The organism is Polaromonas sp. UC242_47 (genome assembly GCF_044452385.1).
In the GTDB taxonomy this organism is placed as follows: Bacteria; Pseudomonadota; Gammaproteobacteria; order Burkholderiales; family Burkholderiaceae_C; genus Polaromonas.
In genome coordinates this window covers 1,855,166-1,874,982 of the sequence record NZ_JBIOAO010000001.1, presented here as the reverse complement: position 1 = coordinate 1,874,982, position 19,817 = coordinate 1,855,166, and the positions used below count along the sequence as shown (strand labels likewise).

General features: G+C 62.2%; 19 protein-coding genes. 8 read left to right on the top strand and 11 right to left on the bottom strand.

The genetic code is table 11. From position 1 onward, the window contains the following. Positions 1-32: 32 nt before the first annotated feature. The 9 genes from ACHMXK_RS09205 to ACHMXK_RS09165 all read right to left on the bottom strand — a co-directional run bounded on the left by ACHMXK_RS09205 (position 33) and on the right by ACHMXK_RS09165 (position 9,022). The gene (locus tag ACHMXK_RS09205) at positions 33-1,223 is read right to left on the bottom strand and encodes an MFS transporter (RefSeq protein ID WP_397439651.1); all 1,191 of its coding nucleotides are present in this window, start codon (positions 1,221-1,223) and stop codon (positions 33-35) included. Positions 1,224-1,233: 10 nt separating this feature from the next. Continuing rightward, positions 1,234-2,580: a DNA recombination protein RmuC gene (gene rmuC, locus ACHMXK_RS09200; RefSeq protein ID WP_397439648.1), complete on the bottom strand. Its 1,347-nt coding sequence runs from the start codon at positions 2,578-2,580 to the stop codon at positions 1,234-1,236. A 9-nt stretch (positions 2,581-2,589) separates the two neighbouring features. Further along, a complete protein-coding gene (locus ACHMXK_RS09195) occupies positions 2,590-3,576 on the bottom strand; it encodes a 2-hydroxyacid dehydrogenase (protein WP_397439646.1) in 987 nt (328 codons plus the stop codon). Between the two features lie 58 nt (positions 3,577-3,634). Then, positions 3,635-5,044, bottom strand: a complete 1,410-nt coding sequence (locus ACHMXK_RS09190; protein WP_397439644.1) for a sodium:proton antiporter — start codon at positions 5,042-5,044, stop codon at positions 3,635-3,637. A gap of 54 nt (positions 5,045-5,098) precedes the next feature. Continuing rightward, complete coding sequence (gene pncB, locus ACHMXK_RS09185) at positions 5,099-6,286, bottom strand: nicotinate phosphoribosyltransferase (protein ID WP_397439642.1); 1,188 nt, start codon at positions 6,284-6,286, stop codon at positions 5,099-5,101. Between the two features lie 44 nt (positions 6,287-6,330). Continuing rightward, the gene (locus ACHMXK_RS09180) at positions 6,331-6,687 is read right to left on the bottom strand and encodes an FKBP-type peptidyl-prolyl cis-trans isomerase (protein ID WP_318405065.1); all 357 of its coding nucleotides are present in this window, start codon (positions 6,685-6,687) and stop codon (positions 6,331-6,333) included. 240 nt (positions 6,688-6,927) lie between these two features. Continuing rightward, a complete protein-coding gene (locus ACHMXK_RS09175; protein WP_397442485.1) occupies positions 6,928-7,584 on the bottom strand; it encodes a nitroreductase in 657 nt (218 codons plus the stop codon). Between the two features lie 41 nt (positions 7,585-7,625). Then, positions 7,626-8,081 carry an acyl-CoA thioesterase gene (locus tag ACHMXK_RS09170; protein ID WP_397439640.1) on the bottom strand — a complete coding sequence of 152 codons (456 nt, stop codon included), beginning with the start codon at positions 8,079-8,081 and terminating at the stop codon, positions 7,626-7,628. After that, entirely contained in the window at positions 8,078-9,022 is a 945-nt protein-coding gene (locus ACHMXK_RS09165) for a histone deacetylase (protein ID WP_397439638.1), read from the bottom strand. Before ACHMXK_RS09165 ends, ACHMXK_RS09170 begins: the two co-directional genes overlap by 4 nt. Before the next feature lie 274 nt (positions 9,023-9,296). On the opposite strand from ACHMXK_RS09165, the gene ACHMXK_RS09160 reads away from it, so the two are divergent. Continuing rightward, positions 9,297-9,839 carry a phasin family protein gene (locus tag ACHMXK_RS09160; RefSeq protein WP_397439636.1) on the top strand — a complete coding sequence of 181 codons (543 nt, stop codon included), beginning with the start codon at positions 9,297-9,299 and terminating at the stop codon, positions 9,837-9,839. 334 nt (positions 9,840-10,173) lie between these two features. Here ACHMXK_RS09160 and ACHMXK_RS09155 read toward each other — a convergent pair whose 3' ends face one another. Continuing rightward, entirely contained in the window at positions 10,174-11,082 is a 909-nt protein-coding gene (locus ACHMXK_RS09155) for a patatin-like phospholipase family protein (RefSeq protein WP_397439634.1), read from the bottom strand. Between the two features lie 70 nt (positions 11,083-11,152). Here ACHMXK_RS09155 and ACHMXK_RS09150 point away from each other — a divergent pair, with 70 nt between their 5' ends. The 7 genes from ACHMXK_RS09150 to ACHMXK_RS09120 all read left to right on the top strand — a co-directional run bounded on the left by ACHMXK_RS09150 (position 11,153) and on the right by ACHMXK_RS09120 (position 19,169). Next, positions 11,153-12,211, top strand: coding sequence for an extracellular solute-binding protein (locus tag ACHMXK_RS09150; protein ID WP_397439632.1), 1,059 nt, complete (start codon positions 11,153-11,155; stop codon positions 12,209-12,211). A 119-nt stretch (positions 12,212-12,330) separates the two neighbouring features. Next, positions 12,331-13,089 (top strand): 3-hydroxyacyl-CoA dehydrogenase, encoded by a 759-nt coding sequence (locus tag ACHMXK_RS09145; protein WP_397439630.1) that lies wholly within the window; start codon positions 12,331-12,333, stop codon positions 13,087-13,089. A gap of 192 nt (positions 13,090-13,281) precedes the next feature. Next, entirely contained in the window at positions 13,282-15,126 is a 1,845-nt protein-coding gene (locus tag ACHMXK_RS09140) for a gamma-glutamyltransferase family protein (protein ID WP_397439628.1), read from the top strand. A gap of 101 nt (positions 15,127-15,227) precedes the next feature. Continuing rightward, positions 15,228-16,256 carry an amino acid ABC transporter substrate-binding protein gene (locus ACHMXK_RS09135; protein ID WP_397439626.1) on the top strand — a complete coding sequence of 343 codons (1,029 nt, stop codon included), beginning with the start codon at positions 15,228-15,230 and terminating at the stop codon, positions 16,254-16,256. Continuing rightward, on the top strand, positions 16,256-17,293 hold the full coding sequence (locus tag ACHMXK_RS09130; RefSeq protein ID WP_397439624.1) for an amino acid ABC transporter permease: 1,038 nt from the start codon (positions 16,256-16,258) through the stop codon (positions 17,291-17,293). The genes ACHMXK_RS09135 and ACHMXK_RS09130 overlap by 1 nt, the downstream gene beginning before the upstream one ends. 3 nt (positions 17,294-17,296) lie before the next feature. Beyond that, positions 17,297-18,406, top strand: a complete 1,110-nt coding sequence (locus tag ACHMXK_RS09125; RefSeq protein ID WP_397439622.1) for an amino acid ABC transporter permease — start codon at positions 17,297-17,299, stop codon at positions 18,404-18,406. 22 nt (positions 18,407-18,428) lie between these two features. Then, positions 18,429-19,169 (top strand): amino acid ABC transporter ATP-binding protein, encoded by a 741-nt coding sequence (locus tag ACHMXK_RS09120; protein ID WP_397439620.1) that lies wholly within the window; start codon positions 18,429-18,431, stop codon positions 19,167-19,169. On the opposite strand, the gene ACHMXK_RS09115 is transcribed toward ACHMXK_RS09120, so the two are convergent. Then, positions 19,166-19,531, bottom strand: coding sequence for an STAS/SEC14 domain-containing protein (locus ACHMXK_RS09115; RefSeq protein WP_397439618.1), 366 nt, complete (start codon positions 19,529-19,531; stop codon positions 19,166-19,168). The genes ACHMXK_RS09120 and ACHMXK_RS09115 overlap by 4 nt on opposite strands. Between the last annotated feature and the right edge of the window lie 286 nt (positions 19,532-19,817).

The following is a 19,817-nucleotide window of genomic DNA, read 5'->3' as shown; positions in this document are numbered from 1 at the left end:
ATGCATGCCCTCTCTCGGGAGGGGGCGTTTTCCTAAGGGTGGCCCGTCGGAGCATGTTCTGTCTTGTCCTTCAGCAGCCACGCGACGCGGGAACCGGTGCCGACCAGCGCACCGGTGGCCCAAAACACACCGGCAATGCCCACCACAGCGCCCATGGTGCCGAACAACATGGGCATCAACACACTGGAGGCGTTGATTGCCATCAGGCGCAGACCCAGGGCCTCGCCATGGCGGGCCTCGGGGGTGATCTGGTGCAACATGCTCATGATCATGGGTTGCACCGTGCCCAGCGCAAAGCCCAGCAGCACCGAACACACACCCATGCCCAGCGCCGTCCGCATGAAGGGGTAGATACCAAACAGCACGGCCGTCATCAACATGGCGCCGGCCAGCACCCGCCACTCGCGCAGGTGGGCGGCCAGCAGCGGCATCACCATACGAATGGCGGCGGCCGCCATGGCAAACGCACCCAGGATGGAACCAATCACCGAGGCGCTGATGCCGCGCTCAAAACCCAGCACCGGCACGACAAAGGTGTGCACATCCCAGCAGGACGATAAAAACCAGTTCACCAGCATGAGCCGCCGGAAACTGGGCTCGCGCAACAGGTCCCAGGCCTTGGGCGGCACGCTGCCAGCGGCGACGACCACAGGCGGCAACTCACGGGTGTGCCGCACCAGAAACCAGGTGGCCAAGGGCAACACCGCCATCAGGAAAAAGGCTGCGCGGTAGCCGAACAAACTGCCGGGCATGGCGCCGGCGTGGTCAATCAACAGGCCGGCCGTGAACGGCCCGATGAAATTGGAAACGGCCGGGCCAATCGACAGCCAGCTGAACACCTGCCGGAGCTGCAAAGCACCTTCCGCGGCCCGCCCGACGTGGCGCTGCAAGGAAATCACGGCGACCCCGGTGGCGCCGCCCGTGAGCAGCGCGGCCAGGCACAACACCGGGAACACCGGAAAAGCCACGGCCATCCCCGCCCCCAGCACGGCGGCGACCACGCTGTAAGCAAGGGGACGTTTGAGGCCATTGCGATCGGCAAAACGACCTGCCGGAAGGGCCAGAAAAACCTGCGTCAAGGCAAACAAGGCCAGCAGCACACCGACCGCTGCCGGGCTGTAGCCCTCGCGCAGCGCCAGCAAAGGCGCGGCCATGCGTGTGCCGGCCATGCAGGCGTGCAGGCAGACCTGCGCCAGAATCAGGCGGGCAAGTTCAGGGGTCATGAATCACGCATCAGTTGTCGTCCACATCTTTATCCAGAGGAATCAGACGGGCGGACTCGATCTCGGGCAAGGCCTCGACATTGCGCAAGGCCTTGCCCATCACGCGGCTGCGCTGCTCGGCGCTGCTGAGGGTGTTGAGCACGGTTTCGGTCTGCGACTTGACCTTGGCCAGCACGTCGCCGAACTTGCCGAACTCGGTCTTGACCGCGCCCAGCACTTGCCAGACTTCGCTGGAGCGTTTTTCCAGCGCCAGCGTCCTGAAACCCATTTGCAAGGAGTTCAACATGGCCAGCAAGGTGGTCGGACCGGCCAGCGTGATGCGGTGGTCGCGCTGCAGGCTTTCCATCAGGCCGGGCCGGCGCAAGACCTCGGCGTACAAACCCTCGGTCGGCAAAAACAGGATGGCGAAATCGGTGGTGTAAGGTGGCTCAATGTATTTTTCGGAAATCGATTTGGCTTCCAGCCGAATCCGCACCTCAAGCGCCTTGCCCGCGATGTCGGCCGCCGGCCCATCGGCGCGTTGCTGCGCATCCAGCAAGGCCTCGTAGTCGGCGCTGGGAAATTTTGCATCAATCGGCAACCACAAGGGCTCGCCCGAGTCGGAGCGGCCGGGCAGCTTGATCGCAAAGTCCACCGGGTTTTTGCCGCCCGGGCGCGTGACCACCTGCGCCGCGTACTGATCGACGGTAAACACCTGCTCCAGCAGGGCCGACAACTGCGCCTCGCCAAAAATGCCGCGTGTCTTGACGTTGGTCAGCAAATGTTTGAGGTCACCCACACCTTGCGCCAGCGTCTGCATTTCGCCCAGGCCCTTGTGCACCTGCTCGAGACGGTCCGCCACCTGCTTGAAACTTTCACCCAGCCGGGTTTCCAGCGTGGTTTGCAGTTTTTCGTCGACCGTCTTGCGCATTTCGTCGAGCTTGGCCGAATTGGTCTGCTGCAGCTGCGCAAGCTGTTTTTCCAGCGTTTCCCGCACTTCGCCCATGCGCCGCGCATTCGATTCGCTGACCGACTGCAGCTGCGTGCTCAAGGTGTCGGACAGCGTTTTTTGCAGCAAGGTCAGTTGCTGCGAAAACGCATCGATCTGCGCGTTCTGGGTGCGGATGGCCTCGGCGCTTTGCTGCACCAGCGTTTGCTGGAAGGTCGCAAAGGTGGTGGCCAGCTCCTGGCGGCTGGCGCGCGAATTTTCACTGATCTCGCGCCGCAGTTCACGCTCGACCTTGTCGTGGCCCGCCGCCATGGCGGCCAGCAGTTCCGCGTGGCCGCTGTCCGCCGGCTGGCGCAGCAGCAGCCAGACCAGCAGGAACAGGGTGGCCGCGGAAAGAAGCAGCAGCGGCCAGGTTTGCAACAAATTCATGCTCGCTATTTATTTCGTAGCTAGCACCGCTGGATTCAAGGGGGTCAGAGGCCTTTTTTCCTTAAAGAAACCGATCAGGTTGTCGACCGCCAGGTTGGCCATGGCCAGGCGTGTCGGCACTGTGGCGCTGGCGATATGCGGGGTCAGAACGACATTGGGCACGGTCAACAGATCGGGATGCACCTTGGGCTCGCCTTCATACACGTCCAGCCCCGCGGCGGAAATCGTTTTGTCGCGCAAGGCCTTGGCCAGCGCCGCGTCGTCCACAATGCCGCCACGGGCAATGTTCACCAGCGTGGCCGTGGGTTTCATCAGCGCCAGTTCGGCCGCGCCTATGGTGTGGTGCGAGGCCGGTGAATACGGCAGCACCAGCACCACGTGATCCGCGGTTCTCAGCAGTTCTTCCTTGCTGACGTAGCTGGCCTTGCACTCGGTTTCCAGCGCCGCGTCCAGGCGCGAGCGGTTGTGGTAAATCACCTTCATGCCAAAGCCGTGCGCACCGCGCTTGGCAATGCCCTGCCCGATCCGCCCCATGCCCAGCACACCCAGCGTGCTGCCATGGATGTCCGAACCCGCGAACATGTCATAACTCCACTTGTTCCACTTGCCGGCGCGCAGGTAATGCTCGCTCTCTGTCACCCGGCGGGCGGTGGCCATCAACAGGGCAAAACCAAAGTCGGCGGTGGTTTCGGTCAACACATCGGGGGCGTTGGTGGCCAGCACGCCGGCGGCGGTCATCGCATCGAGATCGAAGTTGTTGTAACCCACCGCCATGTTGGCGCAAATCTTCAAGTTCGGGCAGGCGGCCAACACATCGGCATCGATGCGGTCGCTGCCCGTGGTGAAAGCACCATCCTTGCCCTGGAGCTTTTCAATCATCTGCGCTTTGGACCAGGACTCGTCGGTGAGGTTGGGCTCGACCTCGAAGTGCTGCTCCAGACGGGCGATGACTTCAGGAAAAATCGCGCGGGCGACAAGGATTTTCGGTTTGCTCATGGGGCCTCTTTTTGACTTTGAATTTTGATTTTGAACAGTGAAAAGGGGATGCCTGAATTTACCTGAACCAGATAAAGGTCATCACCACAAACAGCGGAACCAGCACCCCGCCCGACCAGGCCATGTAGCCGAAAAAGCTGGGCATCTTGATGCCGCGGTCTTCAGCAATGGCCTTGACCATCAGGTTGGGCGCGTTGCCGATGTAGGTGTTGGCGCCCATGAACACCGCGCCGGCGGAAATCGCGGCCAAGGTTGGGGCCAGCGTGGTCATCAGGGTCTGCGCATCACCCCCGGCGGTGTTGAAAAACACCAGGTAGGTGGGCGCGTTGTCGAGAAAGGAACTCAGCAGCCCGGAGGCCCAGAAATACATGGCCGGATCGGGCTGGCCGTCGGGCCGGGTCACGGCGGACACCACGGCGCCGAAGGGACCGTTCAGGCCCGCCTTGAGCATGGCAATCACCGGAATGATGGTCAGGAAAATGCCGGCAAACAGCTTGGCCACTTCCGCCATGGGCCCCCAGGAAAACTGGTTGTCCTTGTGGACCTTGTCGGCCGTCATCTTCAGCGACAGCAAGGTGATGGCCACCAGGCCGACGTCACGCACCAGGCCCGGCAGGCCGACTTCCGTGCCGTACACATCAAACACCACGGCCGATTTCCAGAAACCGCTGAGCAGCACCAGCCCGGCCACACCCGCCAGCAACACAAAGTTGAACGCGCCATCAAAGCCGAAACGCGGCGTATCCGGCGTCGGGTCGACCGGAAACACACCCTCCTTGCGGTAATACCAGCTGTCCAGCACGTAGAAAATGGCCAGCAGGCTGCCGGTCAAAAACAGGGTCTCGGGAAAAATGTGCTTGACGGTCCAGAAAAAATCAATCCCTTTCAGGAAACCCAGAAACAGTGGTGGATCACCCAGCGGGGTCAAGGAGCCGCCGACGTTGGAGACGATAAAAATAAAAAACACAACAATGTGTGCGCTGTGACGCCGGTTGTCATTGGCCCGGATCAAGGGGCGAATCATCAACATGGAGGCACCGGTCGTACCCATGAAGCTGGCAAGGACCGCACCAATCAACAACAGCCCGGTATTCAGCCCAGGGCTGCCGTGCAGGTTGCCGCGTATAAAAATGCCGCCCGCCACCGTGAACAAGGCCGTCAGCAAAATGATGAAAGGGATGTATTCGGCAACGAGCGCATGCACCAGGCTGCTGCCGGCCAGCGCCGGACCGAAGGTCAGCGTGAAGGGCAGGAAAAAAACCAATGTCCAGGCTGCGGAAATCTTGCCGAAATGGTGGTGCCAGAACGCCGGCGCCAACAGGGGAAACACGGCGATGGATAACAACAGGCCGGCAAAAGGAATGCCCCACAAGGACGACAACTGGCCGCCGTCAAAGTCTGCCGCCAGGGCGATACCGGGCAAAAGAAGCAGCCCGGCCAGGGCTGCGCCGCAACGCAAAGTCTTCATGAGTTCTCCATTGTTGTTATGGACCGGATGAAGCCCGGCCGAGCCGGGTCCCGGTCACGCAATTTCAAAAACCTGGCGCAGATAGGCCAGGTATTTCTCGTCCTCACACATACTCTTGGACGGTGTGTCCGACAGTTTGGCGACCGGCTGGCCATTGCAGCGAACCATCTTGATCACAATCTGCAGCGGCTCGTAGCCCAGATCATTGGTCAGGTTGGTGCCGATACCAAAGGCCAGCAGGCAACGCCCCTTGAACTGCTGGTACAACTCGATGGTGCGCGGCATGGTCAGGCCGTCACTAAAGATCAGGGTTTTGGTCAAAGGATCCACGCGGTTTTTCGCATAATGCGCAAGCATGCGTTCGCCCCACTGGAAAGGGTCACCGCTGTCGTGGCGCGCGCCATCGAAGAGCTTGCAGAAATACATGTCAAAGTCGCGCAAAAAAGCGCTCATGCCATACACATCCGACAACGCAATACCCAGGTCGCCCCGGTACTCCTTGGCCCAGGACTCAAAACCAAACACCTGGCTGTCACGCAAACGCGGCCCCAGGGCCTGGCAGGCCTGCAGGTACTCATGCGCCATGGTCCCCAAGGGGATCAGGCCCAGCTTCATGGCGTACAGCACATTGCTGGTGCCCGCCAACTGCCCCTGCCGCCCCGTGCCCAGGCGCGCCATCAAGGTGCGCAAGACCTCTTCGTGCCAGGCCTTGCTGAAGCGCCGGCGCGTGCCGTAATCGGCAATTTTGAGCTCGCGCAGACCGTCGGCCTGCAGTTCCAGGATTTTGGCGTTCAAACGCTCGCGGCCCTGGCTCAGGTCTGGCTTTTTGTGGGTGTTGCGAAAGTAGACCTCGTTGATGATGGCCAGCACCGGAATCTCAAACGGGATGGTATGCAGCCACGGCCCCTTGATGGAGACCTCGATCTCGCCCGTCGGCAAGGCCGTGACATCCACATATTTTTCATTGAGCTTGAAGATGCCCAGAAAATCAACAAAGTCACTTTTGATGAAGCGCAGGCCCTTCAGGTAGGCCAGTTCGGCATCCTGAAAACGCAAGCTGCACAGCCCACGAATTTCCTCACGAATTTCATTGACAAACGGGGCCAGCGGCGCAATGCCAGGAGCCCCTGCATTGCGACACTTGAACTTGTACTCGACCTCCGCCGCGGGAAACTGATGCAGGACGGCCTGCATCATGGTGAACTTGTAGAGGTCGGTATCGAGCAGGCTGGTGATGATCATGAGGGAGCCAGGTGGCGCTGGGCGATGCAGTGCTTACGAAAAAATCAGGTCCCCAGGAAGTCCACTTCGAACAGCAGGGTGGCGTTCGGCGGAATCACGCCGCCGGCGCCGCGTGCGCCATAACCCAGAGCCGCTGGAATCACCAGGCGACGGGTGCCGCCCACGGACATGCCCTGCACGCCTTCGTCCCAGCCCTTGATCACCTGGCCGGCACCCAACGAAAACTCGAACGGCTGGCCGCGGTCCTTGCTGGAATCGAACTTGGCGCCTTGCACGCCGTCGTTGTACAGCCAGCCGGTGTAATGCACCTTGACGTTCTGACCGGCCTTGGCGATGGCGCCCGTGCCTAAAACGGTGTCTTCATATTGCAGGCCGGAGGGGGATGTGATGAGGTTGGTCATAGCCGTGTCTTTCCAAAAATAAAGGGGAAGCGCTGTTTGCGCGAACCCCTGACTTTACCCGCAAGCAGGCCCCCGGGGGCGCCCTTCGACAGGCTCAGGGCGAATGGAGAGGAGGCAAGTGCCCGCGAGGGTCCCATCCCCCTCAAGCAAGGGCCGCGGAACCGGCTTCGCCGGACCGCAGGCGCAGCAGCCCCCTCGGGGGGAAGGGAGCTACACACAGTGAGCGACCGTGGGGGCCCTTCAATCCAGCCAGGTGGCGAAGGCTTCCGGGCTGACGCGCGGCGTGTGATAGCTGTTGACCAGGGCGCTTTCGTCGGCATAACCCAGCGCCATGCCGCAGACCAGCATTTCATGCTCGCCGGCGCCCACGTGCGGCAGGATGATGTTGGCAAAACCGTTCCAGGCGGCCTGCGGGCAGGTGTGTAGGCCGTGGCCACGCGCCGCCACCATGATGTTTTGCAGGAACATGCCGTAGTCCACCAGGCTGCCGCGGCCCATCACGCGGTCCAGCGTGAACATCAGGCCCACGGGCGCATCAAAAAACTGGTAGTTGCGGTGATGCTGGGCATGCATCTTGTCCTTGTCGCCCTTGCCTATGCCCAGCAGGCCGTACAAGCCCCAACCATTCTCCCGGCGCCGGTCGATATAGGGCGAGACCCATTTTTCCGGGTAGTAGGCATATTCTTCCCGGTACTGCGCCGCCAGTTCAGGGTTGGCGCGGATCGCGTCATGGGCGGCGCAGACCTTGTCGACCAGGCTGTCGCGGCTGGCGCCCTGCAACACATAGACCTTCCAGGGTTGGGTGTTGGTGCCCGAGGGCGCACGGCTGGCGATGGCCAGCAGATGCGCCAGCGTTTCGCGCGGCACCGGTGTCGGCAGGAAGGCACGTGTCGACATGCGGCTGTGGATGGCGGCATCGACCGCGTTCAAGGGCTGGGTCACTTCAAGGTCTCCAATACAGTCAGCAACTGGGGTGGCAAAGGCACAGGCCGGCGGGTGTGCCGGTCCACATACACATGGATGAAATGGCCCTTGGCGGCGCTTAATTCCGCCGCCGGGTCACCGGCGCGGCCGGAGAACAAGCCGACCTCATAACGCACACTGGACGAGCCCACATGGGCGACACGAATGCCGGCCAGCACCGGGTCGGGAAACGCCAGCGGTGAAAAATAATGGCACTGGGTCTCGACCACCAACCCGATCACGCTGCCCGCATGAATGTCTATCGCGCCGGCCTCAATCAGGTGGCCATTCACCGCGGTGTCGAACCAGCTGTAATAAACGACGTTGTTGACGTGGCCATAGACATCGTTGTCGGACCAGCGCGTGCCAATGGGACGAAAGATTTTGTACGCGCTGCGGGCTTCGGCTTGGGGGCGTGTCGGTGAGCTCATGAGGACTGATTCTGCCAGCGCTGCCAGTAGTCCAGCGCCACGCGGTAGGTGTTGACCTGCACCTGCACGGTCTCGTCGATATTGACGCCATAACCGCCGGCCATGGCAAACGCCATGGGAATGCGCCTTTGCCAGGCCCAGTCGAAAACACGCCGGTCCCGCGCTTCCAGTCCATCGAAGCTCAGGCTGAGCCGCCCCAGCCTGTCCCCTTCAAACGGGTCGGCGCCGGCCAGATAAATGACCAGGCCGGGCGCGAAACGCTGGTCGAGTTCGTCCAGCGCGTGTTCCAGCGCCTGCAGGTAAGCGGCATCGGTGCAGCCGTCGGGCAGATCCACGTCCAGGTCGCTGGCCTCCTTGCGGAAGGGAAAATTTTTTTGGCCATGCATGGACAGCGTGAAGACGCTGGGGTCGCTGCTGAAAATACTCGCCGTGCCGTTGCCCTGGTGCACGTCCAGGTCGATGACCGCGACCCGCAGCGGCTGATGGTGGCTGCGCGCCCACTCCGCCTGCATCAGGCGGGCCGCCACGGCCGCATCGTTAAACACACAAAAACCGCCGCCCTTGCCCGCCGACGCGTGATGTGTGCCACCGGCCAGATTGGCGGCCAGGCCCTGGGCCCGTCCCTGCGACCCCAGCGACACGCGTGCCGCCGCAATCGTGGCGCCGGCCGAACGACGTGAACGTTCGACCATCTCGGGGCTCCACGGAAACCCGATCTCGCGCACGGCCGCCGGGCTCAGCGTGCCGTTCGCCACCGCCTGGATATAAGCCGGCTCATGCGCCAGCGCCAGTTCGCCGTCGCTGGCCCGCGGCGCCACACCCATCTGCACCCGCGGCAACTCGTGCGCCAGGCGGTCGCGCAGGCGCTGGTACTTGGCCATCGGAAAGCGGTGCCCGTCCGGCAAAGGCAGAACAAAGTGGTCGGCGTAAAAGGCTTGCAAGGTCGTGGGCAGCTAGAAAGAGAGAGGGAGAACCGCGGGTGATGCCCCTGAGACTGCATTGTGTCCGGATCAAGAAAACCCGCATGTCCCCTTTGAAGCTAGAGCCTGATCCCTAGAATGCTGCACTGCAGCAAAAATCGCTTGCAATCGCTCCGCCAATCCCTATACTTCAAATTATGTTGCAGTGCAGCAATTGACAAATGAGCAAACAAATTGTCCAGCAGCGCAACTAATTGAAATTGTTAAACCCCATTTATATATTGGAGATTTGAATATGTTGACCGCTGAACAAATTATTGCTTCCCACAAAGCCAACATCGAGACCCTGTTTGGTCTGACCAGCAAGGCTTTTGAAGGTGTTGAAAAGCTGGTGGAACTCAATGTCCAGGCGTCCAAAGCGGCCCTGGCTGAAACGGCCAACCATACGCAATCTCTCCTGGGCGTGAAAGACGCACAGGAACTGCTGGCCCTGCAAGCCGGCCTGTTCCAGCCCCTGGCTGAAAAAACGGCCGCTTACAGCCGTCACCTGTACGACATCGCCACTGCCACCGGCGCTGAAGTCGGCAAGTCGATTGAAGGCCAGGCGGCCGAAGCCCAAGCCAAATTCATGGGCCTGGTGGACAGCGCTTCCAAAAACGCACCGGCCGGTTCCGAAACCGCCGTGGCTGTGATGAAAAGCGCCGTGGCTGCTGCCAACAACGCTGTCGAATCCATGCAAAAAGCTGTCAAGCAAGCCACCGACATGGCCGAAGCCAATTTCACTGCTGTGACCAACACCGCTGTGAACGCTTCCAAGACCGCTGCCAAAAAACGTTAATTACAGGGCTTGAATTAGCTGGCACAGCCGCCAGCTGATTCATACCGGGTTGGCCAGCCAGTGCTACGTTGACGTTTTGGCTGGCGCGCCAACCCTGAAGATTCAGGCACTTGGTTTCGATCATCCCTTATCGAAACCAAGTTCCAACCCCTTGTCTCCTCGGGTCCTTCCAGAAATTCAGTTTCACGGACCCCTTAAAGCCCGATTGCAAGATCGGGCTTTTTTTTGGCCCATCCAAAACCACAACACCCTCCCGCTCAGGCCGCAGAATTATTGATCAAATCGGCCTCCAACCCAGAAGCAACGGGCGCAAGCAGCTATCAATAACTGATCGTCAGCGGGCCTGCAACGCTTCCAGCCTGGCCTTGAGCGCCGGCAGCGCGGCCAACATCGCTGCCCGGCCGGCGTCAATGGCGCGCTGGCGAGCCGAAAAATCGGCGCTTTTCAGGCCTACCTGCGAGGGCGAAACCACCAGGTCGGCGTCCTTGAGTTCGTACTGGTTGATGCTTTTGCCCATGATGGCAAAGGTTTGCAGCAGGATTTGCAAGGTGCCGCTGGCCGGGTTCGCCTCGGGTGGGCTGGAAATGTCCACCGCAATCACCAGGTCGGCCCCCATTTGCCGCGCAAAACGCACCGGCACCGGCGACACCAGACCGCCATCCACATACTCGCGCCCGTTGATCTTGACCGGCACAAACACCGCCGGCACGGCGCTCGAGGCACGCACCGCGGTGCCGGTGTCGCCGCGCTGGAACAACACGGCCTGGCCGCTGTTCAGGTCGGTCGCCACAATACCCAGCGGGATCACCATGTTTTCAATGGTCCGCCCCTTCAGCAACTCGTTGACATAACGGCTCAGCGCCTCGCCACGGAACATGCCGCGCCCGAAAATCGGCAGCATCCAGTCGGTGATGGCGACCTCATCCATGTTCAGCGCCGTCTGCTGCAACTGCGCGCTGCTTTTGCCGCTGGCGTACAGGGCCGCGACCAGGCTGCCGGCCGAGGTGCCGACCACCACGGCCGGTTTCAGGCCGGCCTCTTCCAGCACCGCAATCACACCCACATGGGCAAACCCACGGGCCGCGCCGCCGCCCAGGGCCAGGCCGATCTTCACCGGTTTGGGCGCAGGCGCCGTCACCGGCACGGCCGGTGTGGTCGCCGGTTGACCCGGACCCTGGGTCGCACAACCGGCCATCAGCAGCGCACCGGACAGCGCGAGCAGACTCCCGCCTCGAATACTCATAAAACGATTAAGAATAATTCGCGTTTGTATTAAAATCTCACACATCACTAGCTTCACGGACTGTTGCCTTATGTTTAAAACGTCATCTTCATTGGCCGCCATGGCCCTGGCCACCGCCACCCTGCTGGGCGCAGCAGGCGCTGCCAGTGCGCAGGAACAGGTCGTCAACCTGTATTCTGCACGCCATTACCAGACCGATGAAGGCATGTACGAAGCCTTTACCCGCACCACCGGCATCAAGATCAACCGCGTGGACGCCGACGACGCCGGCATCGTGGCGCGCCTGAAAGCCGAAGGCGCCGCCTCCCCGGCCGACGTGATTTTGCTGGTCGATGCCGCGCGCCTGGCGTCGGCCGACGCCCAAGGCCTGTTTCGGCCCTTCAAGTCCAAGGTGCTGGACGCCGCCATTCCGGCCAACCTGCGCGCCGCCGCCACGCCAGAAGGCGTGACCTGGACTGGTTTTTCGACCCGCGCCCGCGTCGTGGTTTACGATCCGGCCCGCGTCAAGGCCAGCGATGTGGACAGCTACGAAAAACTCGCCGACCCCAAGCTCAAGGGTTTGCTCTGCACCCGTTCCGGCTCGCACCCCTACAACCTCTCGCTGTTCAGCACCGTGGTTGAACGCCTGGGCGACGCCAAGGGTGAAGCCTGGCTCAAGGGCCTGGTGGCCAACATGGCACGTGCCCCCAAGGGCGGCGACACCGACCAGGTCAAGGCCGTGGCCTCCGGCGAATGCGGCGTGGCGCTGACCAACAGCTACTACGTGGCGCGCCTGATCAAGTCCGACAAGGCTGAGGACAAAACCGTCATGCAAAAGGTCAAAGTCATGTTCCCCAACCAGGCAACGGCCGGTACCCACGTGAACATCGCCGGCGCCGCCATGGCCAAACACGCCAAAAATCCGGACAACGCGGTCAAGTTCATGGAATTCCTCGCCAGCCCGTTTGCGCAAGACTATTTTGCCAACGGCAACAACGAGTTCCCGGCTGCCAAAGGCGTGAGCGCCAGCAACCCGGCGATTGTCGCCATGGGCGGTTCCAGCTTCAAGCAGGAAAACATCCCGCTCGGCGTGATCGCCAAAAACCAGACCAAGGTGCAGCAGATGCTGGACCGGGTTGGTTATAAGTAAGCTCACATCCTCTTGCAAAGCCCGGTCCGCCGGGCTTTTTTTATGCGCGATAATCCGTTTTGACGTTGACGTTAACGTCAACCAAAAGTCACCCGTTTTTATTCTTCCAAGGACACACAATGGACATCGCAGGCAAAGTATTCATCGTCACCGGCGGCGCCTCCGGCCTCGGCGAAGGCACGGCACGCATGCTGGCCGCCAAAGGCGGCAAGGTCGTGATTGCCGACATGCAGGTTGAAAAAGGCGAAGCCATCGCCAAGGACATAGGCGGCGCTTTTGTCAAATGCGACGTCAGCCAGGAAGCCGATGGTCAGGCCGTGGTGGCCAAGGCCGTGTCCCTGGGCAAACTCATGGGCCTGGTCAACTGCGCCGGCATTGCGCCAGCGGAAAAAACCGTCGGTAAAAACGGTGCCCACAGCCTGGCCGTGTTCAGCAAAACCATCACCGTCAACCTGGTGGGCAGCTTCAACATGATCCGCTTGGCGGCCGACGCCATGTGCAAAAACGAACCCGAAGCCACCGGCGAGCGCGGCGTGATGATTTCCACCGCCTCCGTCGCGGCTTATGACGGCCAGATCGGCCAGGCAGCCTACAGCGCCTCCAAGGGCGGCATTGTCGGCATGACCTTGCCCATCGCGCGCGATCTGGCGCGCAACGGCATCCGCAACATGACGATTGCCCCCGGCATCTTTGGCACGCCCATGATGTTCGGCATGCCGCAGGAAGTGCAGGACTCGCTGGCCGCGTCGGTCCCCTTCCCCAGCCGCCTGGGCACGCCGCAGGACTATGCCAAGCTGGCGCAGCACATTTTTGAAAACGACATGCTCAACGGCGAAGTGATTCGCCTGGACGGCGCGATCCGCCTGGCGCCACGTTAAGGCGCTGCAGCGCAAACGCTATCGAATAAATAGCTGCTTTCGCCCGTCCCACGGGGGCTAGGGGCCGATTTGACTGTTAACCCAGGCAGATCGGCCTTTTTTCGTGGCAAAGGCCATCCACTGGCGGCGCCTGCCCCGTCAGGTCGCTACCGGCTTGCGCGGGTTTAACATGCCATGCACCCCGGAACACCCATGACCAGCCCTCGCCCCCTGACCCTGCCAGCCTTCCCACGCTTTGCCTTCCCTCTGGCCGCGGCCCTGCTGCTCGCGGGCTGTACATCGGCCCCGCCTTTCAGCGCCAACACGCCCGAGCAACCCGAAGCCGCGTCGGGCTACGACGCCAAACAAGGTTGGGCAAGCACACGCTTTGCCGTGGCGGCCGCCAACCCGCTGGCCACCGACGCCGGCTACCAGGTGCTCAAGGCCGGCGGCTCGGCGGTCGACGCCGCCGTGGCCGTGCAGATGGTGCTGAGCCTGGTCGAGCCGCAATCGAGCGGCATTGGCGGCGGCGCCTTCCTGTTGCATTTCAACGGCAAGACCGTCGAAGCTTTTGACGGCCGCGAAACCGCGCCGGCGGCGGTCGACGACAAACTTTTTCTGGGTGCCGATGGCAAACCCGTGGCCTTTTACGCAGGTGTGGTCGGCGGCCGTGCTGTCGGCGTGCCGGGCGCGGTGCGCATGCTGGAGATGGCGCACCGGCAACACGGCAAGCTGCCTTGGGCCCAGCTGTTGGCGCCGGCTATTCGCCTCGCCGAAGAAGGCTTTCCGGTCAGCGTCCGCCTGCACACCCTGCTCAAGAGCGACCGTTACCTGAAAAATGACAAGGCGGCCGCCGTTTACTTCTACCAGGCCAGCGGTCAGCCATGGCCGGTCGGCACCGTGCTGCGCAACCCGGCGTTGGCCGATGTCCTCCAAAAAATAGCCGACCAGGGCTCACGCGGACTGCTCGAAGGCGAGGTGGCCCAGGACATCGTCCGCAAGGTCCAGGGTCACCCCAGCAATCCCGGCAAGCTGGCGCTCAGCGACCTGGCCGGCTACCAGGCCAAAAAACGCGAGCCGCTGTGCCACGACTACCGGGCGCAAGCCAGGGATTACCGCATCTGCGGCATGCCGCCGCCAAGCTCGGGCGCCATCGCCATCGGCCAGATCCTCGGCATGCTGAACAACACCCGGGCCGCCAGCCTGCCCTTGGCCACTGGCACAGCCGGCACACCCGGACCCGCCCCCTCGGCGGAGTGGCTGCACCTTTACACCGAGGCCGCGCGCCTGGCGTTTGCCGACCGCGCGCAATACATCGCCGACCCCGACTTTGTGCCGCCTCCCGCCGGCAGTTGGATGAGTCTGCTGGCGCCGGCCTACCTGGCTGAACGGGCGAAACTGATTGCGCAGCAACCCGGGGGGAAAAGCATGAAGGATGCCCCGCCCGGCAAGCCCGGTGGCATACAAGCCGCTTATGCCCCCATGCCCGCGCAGCCCGAATACGGCACCTCGCATATCAGCATCGTCGATGCCCACGGCAACGCCCTGGCCATGACCACCACCGTCGAAAACCAGTTCGGTGCGCGCCAGATGGTGCGGGGCTTTTTGCTGAACAACCAGCTCACCGATTTCAGCTACGCGCCCACCGACGCGCAAGGCCGTCCCGTCGCCAACCGCGTGCAGCCCGGCAAACGGCCGCAATCGGCGATGGCGCCCACCCTGGTGTTTGACAAGGCCAGCGGCCAACTCCTCATGAGCGCCGGTAGCCCGGGCGGCGCGCTGATCATTCACTACACGGCCAAAACGCTGTACGGCGTCTTCAACTGGGGACTGAACGTGCAGCAGGCCATCGACCTGCCGAACTTTGGCCTCCTCAGCGGCCCGCTCCTGCTGGAAGACAAACGTTTTCCCGCCGCAACAACAGCGGCCTTGCGCGCCCGTGGCCACGAGGTACACGAGCAGGCCCTGACCAGCGGCCTGCAGGGCATCCAACGCACGGCCACGGGCTGGTTTGGCGGCGCCGACCCGCGCCGCGAAGGCCGGGTGATGGGCGATTGAGCGCTGCGGACGACGCCGTCCCCGGGTCGCGTCCGCCGGTTTGTGCGAACATGCTTCGAAGCCACACACCCGATAATGACGCTCAATTTCCGGAGACCCGTATGCTGAACCTGTTTAAAAAACCCCTGCTCGCCACCTGTGCCCTGGTGGCCCTGGCAGCCCCAGCCCACGCCGGCAAAACGCTGGAGGCGATCAAGGCGCGTGGCCAGCTGGTGTGTGGCGTGAGCAGCGGTGTCGCCGGTTTTTCGCAGGCCGACAGCAGCGGCAAATGGTCCGGCCTGGATGTGGACGTCTGCCGCGCCATTGCCGCCAGCGTACTCGGCGACGCCAACAAGGTGAAATGGGTGCCGCTGGTATCGCAGCAACGGTTTGCCGCGCTGCAATCCGGCGAGGTGGACATCCTGTCGCGCAACACCAGTTGGACCCTGACGCGTGATGCCTCGCTGGGCCTGGCCTTCACCGGCGTGACCTATTACGACGGCCAGGGTTTCATGGTGCCGGCCAAAAGCAAGGTCAAAAGCGCCAAGCAGCTGAAAAATGCCACGGTCTGTGTGCAGTCCGGCACCACGACTGAAAAAAACCTGAGCGAGTTTTCACGCATCCACCAGTTGAACATCAAACCCGTGGTGTTTGAAAAGTTTGACGCCGCCAACGCGGCTTATTTCTCCGGCCGCTGCCAGGCCTACACCACCGATGCCTCGGGTCTCGCCTCGATCCGCAACAAGGAGGCCAAGACACCGGCCGAGCATGTGGTGTTGCCGGACCTGATCTCCAAGGAGCCGCTGAGCCCCGCCGTGCGGCGCGGCGATGACGAATTTTTCGCAATGGCCAAATGGGTGGTCTTCGGCCTGATCGAAGCCGAGGAATATGGCGTGACACAAGCCAATGTCGATGCCTTGCAAAAAGACAGCAAGGACCCCAACATCGGCCGCCTGCTGGGCACCACCGAAGACACCGGCAAGCTGCTGGGCCTGGACAAGGACTGGCTGGCACGCGCCGTCAAGGCCGGCGGCAACTATGGCGAAATTTTTGAACGCAACGTCGGCCCCAAAAGCCCGCTGGGTCTGCCGCGCGGCAGCAACAAGCTCTGGTCGCAAGGCGGCCTGATGTACGCACCCCCCGTGCGTTGATGCCCGAGCCCTCAGTTCCCCTGATACCGCCGCGCCCTGCCCCTGCGGCAACGCGGCATTTTTCGTGGCGCGGCCGAAAGGCGCGCAGCGTGGCCTACCAGGTGCTGGCCGTGGGGGTGATAGGCCTGCTGGGCTGGCTGCTGGTCAGCAACACGCTGGCCAATATGCGTCTGCGCGGCATCCAGAGCGGTTTTGATTTTCTCTGGCAGCCGGCCGGTTTTGACATCGGCGAGGGCTGGCTAACCTACGACGCGACCAGCCCCTACTGGAAAGCCTTTCTGGTCGGCATCGTCAACACCCTGCGCGTGGCGCTGATCGGCTGCGTGCTGGCCACGCTGCTGGGGACGCTGCTGGGCATCGCCCGCTTTTCGCGCAATGCGCTGCTGCGGGGCTTGAGTTATGGCTACGTCGAGCTGTTCCGCAACATCCCCCTGCTGCTGCAGTTGCTGATGTGGTACCTGCTTTTCATCGAGTACCTGCCGCCGCCCGATGCCGCCTTGAGCCTGGGCGATAGCGTCTTTCTGAGCAAAAACGGCATCGCCTTTCCGTCGCTAAGCTGGGCAGATGGACATCTGCAGTTTGAAATCCCGCGGATCGGCGAGATGCAGGTGGAAGGCGGCGCGGCGCTCAGCCCCGAATTCATGGCCGTGCTGCTGGGCCTCGTGCTCTACACCGCCGCTTTTATTGCCGAGGTGGTGCGGGCCGGCATTGCCTCGGTCCCCAAAGGCCAGCATGAAGCCGGCGCGTCGATCGGCCTGTCACGGGCACGCGCCATGCGCCTGATCGTCTTGCCGCAGGCGCTGCGCCTGATCATTCCGCCGCTGACCAACCAGTACCTGAACCTGACCAAAAACTCGTCCCTGGCCGTGGCCATCGGTTACCCCGATGTGGTGTCGATTGCCAACACCTCGCTGAACCAGTCTGGCCGCGCCGTGGAATGTATTGCCATCATCATGTTGGTCTATCTGACGCTATCGCTCATCACCTCCGCCTTGATGAACTGGTTCAACCGCCGTGCGGCGATCAAGGAGCGCTGAGCCATGCCAGATCAAGCACAGGCTTTTCAACCCATTCCCCCCAGGCCGGCGCCGGTGCATACCGTCGGCGCCATCGCCAGCCTGTGCCGCAATCTTTTCTCCAGCCTGCCCAACACCGTGCTGTCGCTGCTGCTGATGGCCTTGTTCGCCTGGCTGGTGGTGAAAGGTTTCAGTTGGGGCCTGGTGAATGCCGTGTTTGCGCCGGATGCAGACCGTTGCCAGGCGGCACGCGGACTGGGCGCCTGCTGGGGCGTCATCCATGAAAAAGCCCGCTTCATCTTGCTGGGCCGCTACCCGCAGACCGAGCAGTGGCGGCCCGTGCTGGCCACCTTTGCCTTGCTGGCACCGGTGCTGGCCAGTTGCAGCACGCGTTTCTGGAAACCGTCGCTGGCCCTGATCTGGGCGGCAGGGCTGGCACTGTTTTTTGTGCTGATGGGCGGCGGTGTGGCCGGCCTTGAAAAAGTACCGACCGATGTCTGGGGCGGCCTGCCGCTGACCCTGATGCTCAGCGTGATCTCCATGGTGCTGGCTTTCCCCATCGCGGTGGGGGTGGCGCTGGGCCGACGTTCGGACATGCCGGCGATACGCTCCTTATGTGTGGTTTACGTTGAGCTGGTGCGCGGCGTGCCGCTGATCTCGGTGCTGTTCATGGCCTCTTTCATGCTGCCGCTGTTTTTGCCGGTGGGCAAGTCGCCCGACGTGCTGGTCCGCGTGATTGTCGGCATCACGCTGTTTGCCGCAGCCTACATGGCCGAGATCATTCGCGGCGGGCTGCAGACGGTGGGCCGTGGCCAGGCGGAAGCCGCCGCCAGCATGGGCCTGAGCTACTGGCAGGCGCAGCGCAAGATCATCCTGCCGCAGGCGCTGGGCGCGGTGGTGCCCAGCATCGTGAACAACTTCATCTCGCTGTTCAAGGACACCTCGCTGGTCACCATCGTCTCGCTCTACGAACTCACGGGTGCGCTGTCGCTCGCGCTGGGTTCGGACCCGAACTGGCGCCCTTTCAAGATCGAGGCCTACCTGTTTATCGCCGCCATCTATTTCGCCTTCTGCTACGCCATGTCGCGTTACAGCCTGCGGCTGGAAAAGCGGCTGGCCAGGAACGGGAAGTAACGGGACATCAAAGGACAAGAACGTGAGCAATCCCATCATCCGTTTCGACAAGGTCAACAAGTGGTTTGGCAGCTTTCACGTGCTGCGCGACATCAAGCTGTCGGTCCAGCCGGGCGAGCGCATCGTGATCTGCGGCCCCTCCGGCTCGGGCAAGTCCACGCTGATCCGCTGCATCAATGCGCTGGAAGACTACCAGGAAGGCACGCTCACCGTTGCCGGCACCGTGCTGGGCGACAACCTCAAGGCGATTGAAGCCGTGCGCCGGCAGGTCGGCATGGTGTTCCAGCAGTTCAACCTGTTCCCGCACCTGACGGTGCTGGAGAACCTGACGCTGGCACCGGTCTGGGTGGCCGGCCTGCCAAAGAAAGAAGCCGAGCAGATCGCCATGGCGCAGCTGGAGCGTGTGCGTATTGCCGAGCAGGCGCACAAATACCCGCTGCAGTTGTCGGGCGGCCAGCAGCAGCGCGTCGCAATTGCCCGCTCGTTGTGCCTCACGCCAAAAATCATGCTGTTTGACGAACCCACCTCGGCGCTGGACCCGGAGATGATCAAGGAGGTGCTGGACGTGATCGTCAGCCTCGCCGATCAGGGCATGACCATGCTGTGCGTCACACATGAGATGGGTTTTGCGCGCGCCGTGGCCAACCGTGTCATCTTCATGGATGAAGGCCAGATTGTTGAAGAGAACACGCCCGAGGCCTTTTTTGCTGCACCCAGAACGGATCGCAGCCGCGATTTCCTCTCAAAAATTCTCGGCCACTAGGCGTTCTCCAGCCACGCCAGCGCCTTGTCATCATCGGCAAAGGGAAAATGTCTGACTTCGGCCGAGATGAAGTGCTTGCCGAGTAGCTCTGCCATGCCGGCCAGCGGGCTGTCCGTGACCACCGCGACGCGTTCGACCTGCTTGTGGTGCTCGCGGACGAAGTGCATGTGAGCGGTGAAGCCCTCGAAATCTTCCCAGCCGGGAAAGCCCTTGGCGTGAACCAGCACGCCGTGCAGCTTGGCGTTCTCTGCGAGGTAGGCGTCGACGTCAGCGCTGAGGCCGGCAAAGTCTTCTTTGCGCAGGGGCGCGCTGGGGTTGAGCCGCAGAATGCCGCCTGGCCGCGTGATGGAATAGTGGAGCATGAGATTCTCCTGAAGTTAAGAGCCTGTTTACGGTCTAAAGGGGGTCGCGCAAGTGGATTCTCGGGATGGGATGCAAGGCGCGAAATCCAAGCCAAGGCTGGAGCCTTGGCTGATTTTGCAACGCCGCAGACCGCCCAAGAATCCACTTGCTCTGCGGGTTGGGACGAAATCGGGCGATTTGCCCACCAAATCCCTTGCATGGGCTCTGGCCCATGCGACGAGATGCTGGCAGGCAACTCATCCCGATTGCGTCCCAACGCGACCCCCTTTTGACCGTAAACAGGCT

Coding starts and splice junctions, on each gene's coding strand:
- ACHMXK_RS09205 (WP_397439651.1), bottom strand. CDS start 1,223: ATGACCCCTGAACTTGCCCGCCTGATTCTGGCGCAGGTCTGCCTGCAC.
- rmuC (WP_397439648.1), bottom strand. CDS start 2,580: ATGAATTTGTTGCAAACCTGGCCGCTGCTGCTTCTTTCCGCGGCCACC.
- ACHMXK_RS09195 (WP_397439646.1), bottom strand. CDS start 3,576: ATGAGCAAACCGAAAATCCTTGTCGCCCGCGCGATTTTTCCTGAAGTC.
- ACHMXK_RS09190 (WP_397439644.1), bottom strand. CDS start 5,044: ATGAAGACTTTGCGTTGCGGCGCAGCCCTGGCCGGGCTGCTTCTTTTG.
- pncB (WP_397439642.1), bottom strand. CDS start 6,286: ATGATCATCACCAGCCTGCTCGATACCGACCTCTACAAGTTCACCATG.
- ACHMXK_RS09180 (WP_318405065.1), bottom strand. CDS start 6,687: ATGACCAACCTCATCACATCCCCCTCCGGCCTGCAATATGAAGACACC.
- ACHMXK_RS09175 (WP_397442485.1), bottom strand. CDS start 7,584: ATGTCGACACGTGCCTTCCTGCCGACACCGGTGCCGCGCGAAACGCTG.
- ACHMXK_RS09170 (WP_397439640.1), bottom strand. CDS start 8,081: ATGAGCTCACCGACACGCCCCCAAGCCGAAGCCCGCAGCGCGTACAAA.
- ACHMXK_RS09160 (WP_397439636.1), top strand. CDS start 9,297: ATGTTGACCGCTGAACAAATTATTGCTTCCCACAAAGCCAACATCGAG.
- ACHMXK_RS09155 (WP_397439634.1), bottom strand. CDS start 11,082: ATGAGTATTCGAGGCGGGAGTCTGCTCGCGCTGTCCGGTGCGCTGCTG.
- ACHMXK_RS09150 (WP_397439632.1), top strand. CDS start 11,153: ATGTTTAAAACGTCATCTTCATTGGCCGCCATGGCCCTGGCCACCGCC.
- ACHMXK_RS09145 (WP_397439630.1), top strand. CDS start 12,331: ATGGACATCGCAGGCAAAGTATTCATCGTCACCGGCGGCGCCTCCGGC.
- ACHMXK_RS09140 (WP_397439628.1), top strand. CDS start 13,282: ATGACCAGCCCTCGCCCCCTGACCCTGCCAGCCTTCCCACGCTTTGCC.
- ACHMXK_RS09135 (WP_397439626.1), top strand. CDS start 15,228: ATGCTGAACCTGTTTAAAAAACCCCTGCTCGCCACCTGTGCCCTGGTG.
- ACHMXK_RS09130 (WP_397439624.1), top strand. CDS start 16,256: ATGCCCGAGCCCTCAGTTCCCCTGATACCGCCGCGCCCTGCCCCTGCG.
- ACHMXK_RS09125 (WP_397439622.1), top strand. CDS start 17,297: ATGCCAGATCAAGCACAGGCTTTTCAACCCATTCCCCCCAGGCCGGCG.
- ACHMXK_RS09115 (WP_397439618.1), bottom strand. CDS start 19,531: ATGCTCCACTATTCCATCACGCGGCCAGGCGGCATTCTGCGGCTCAAC.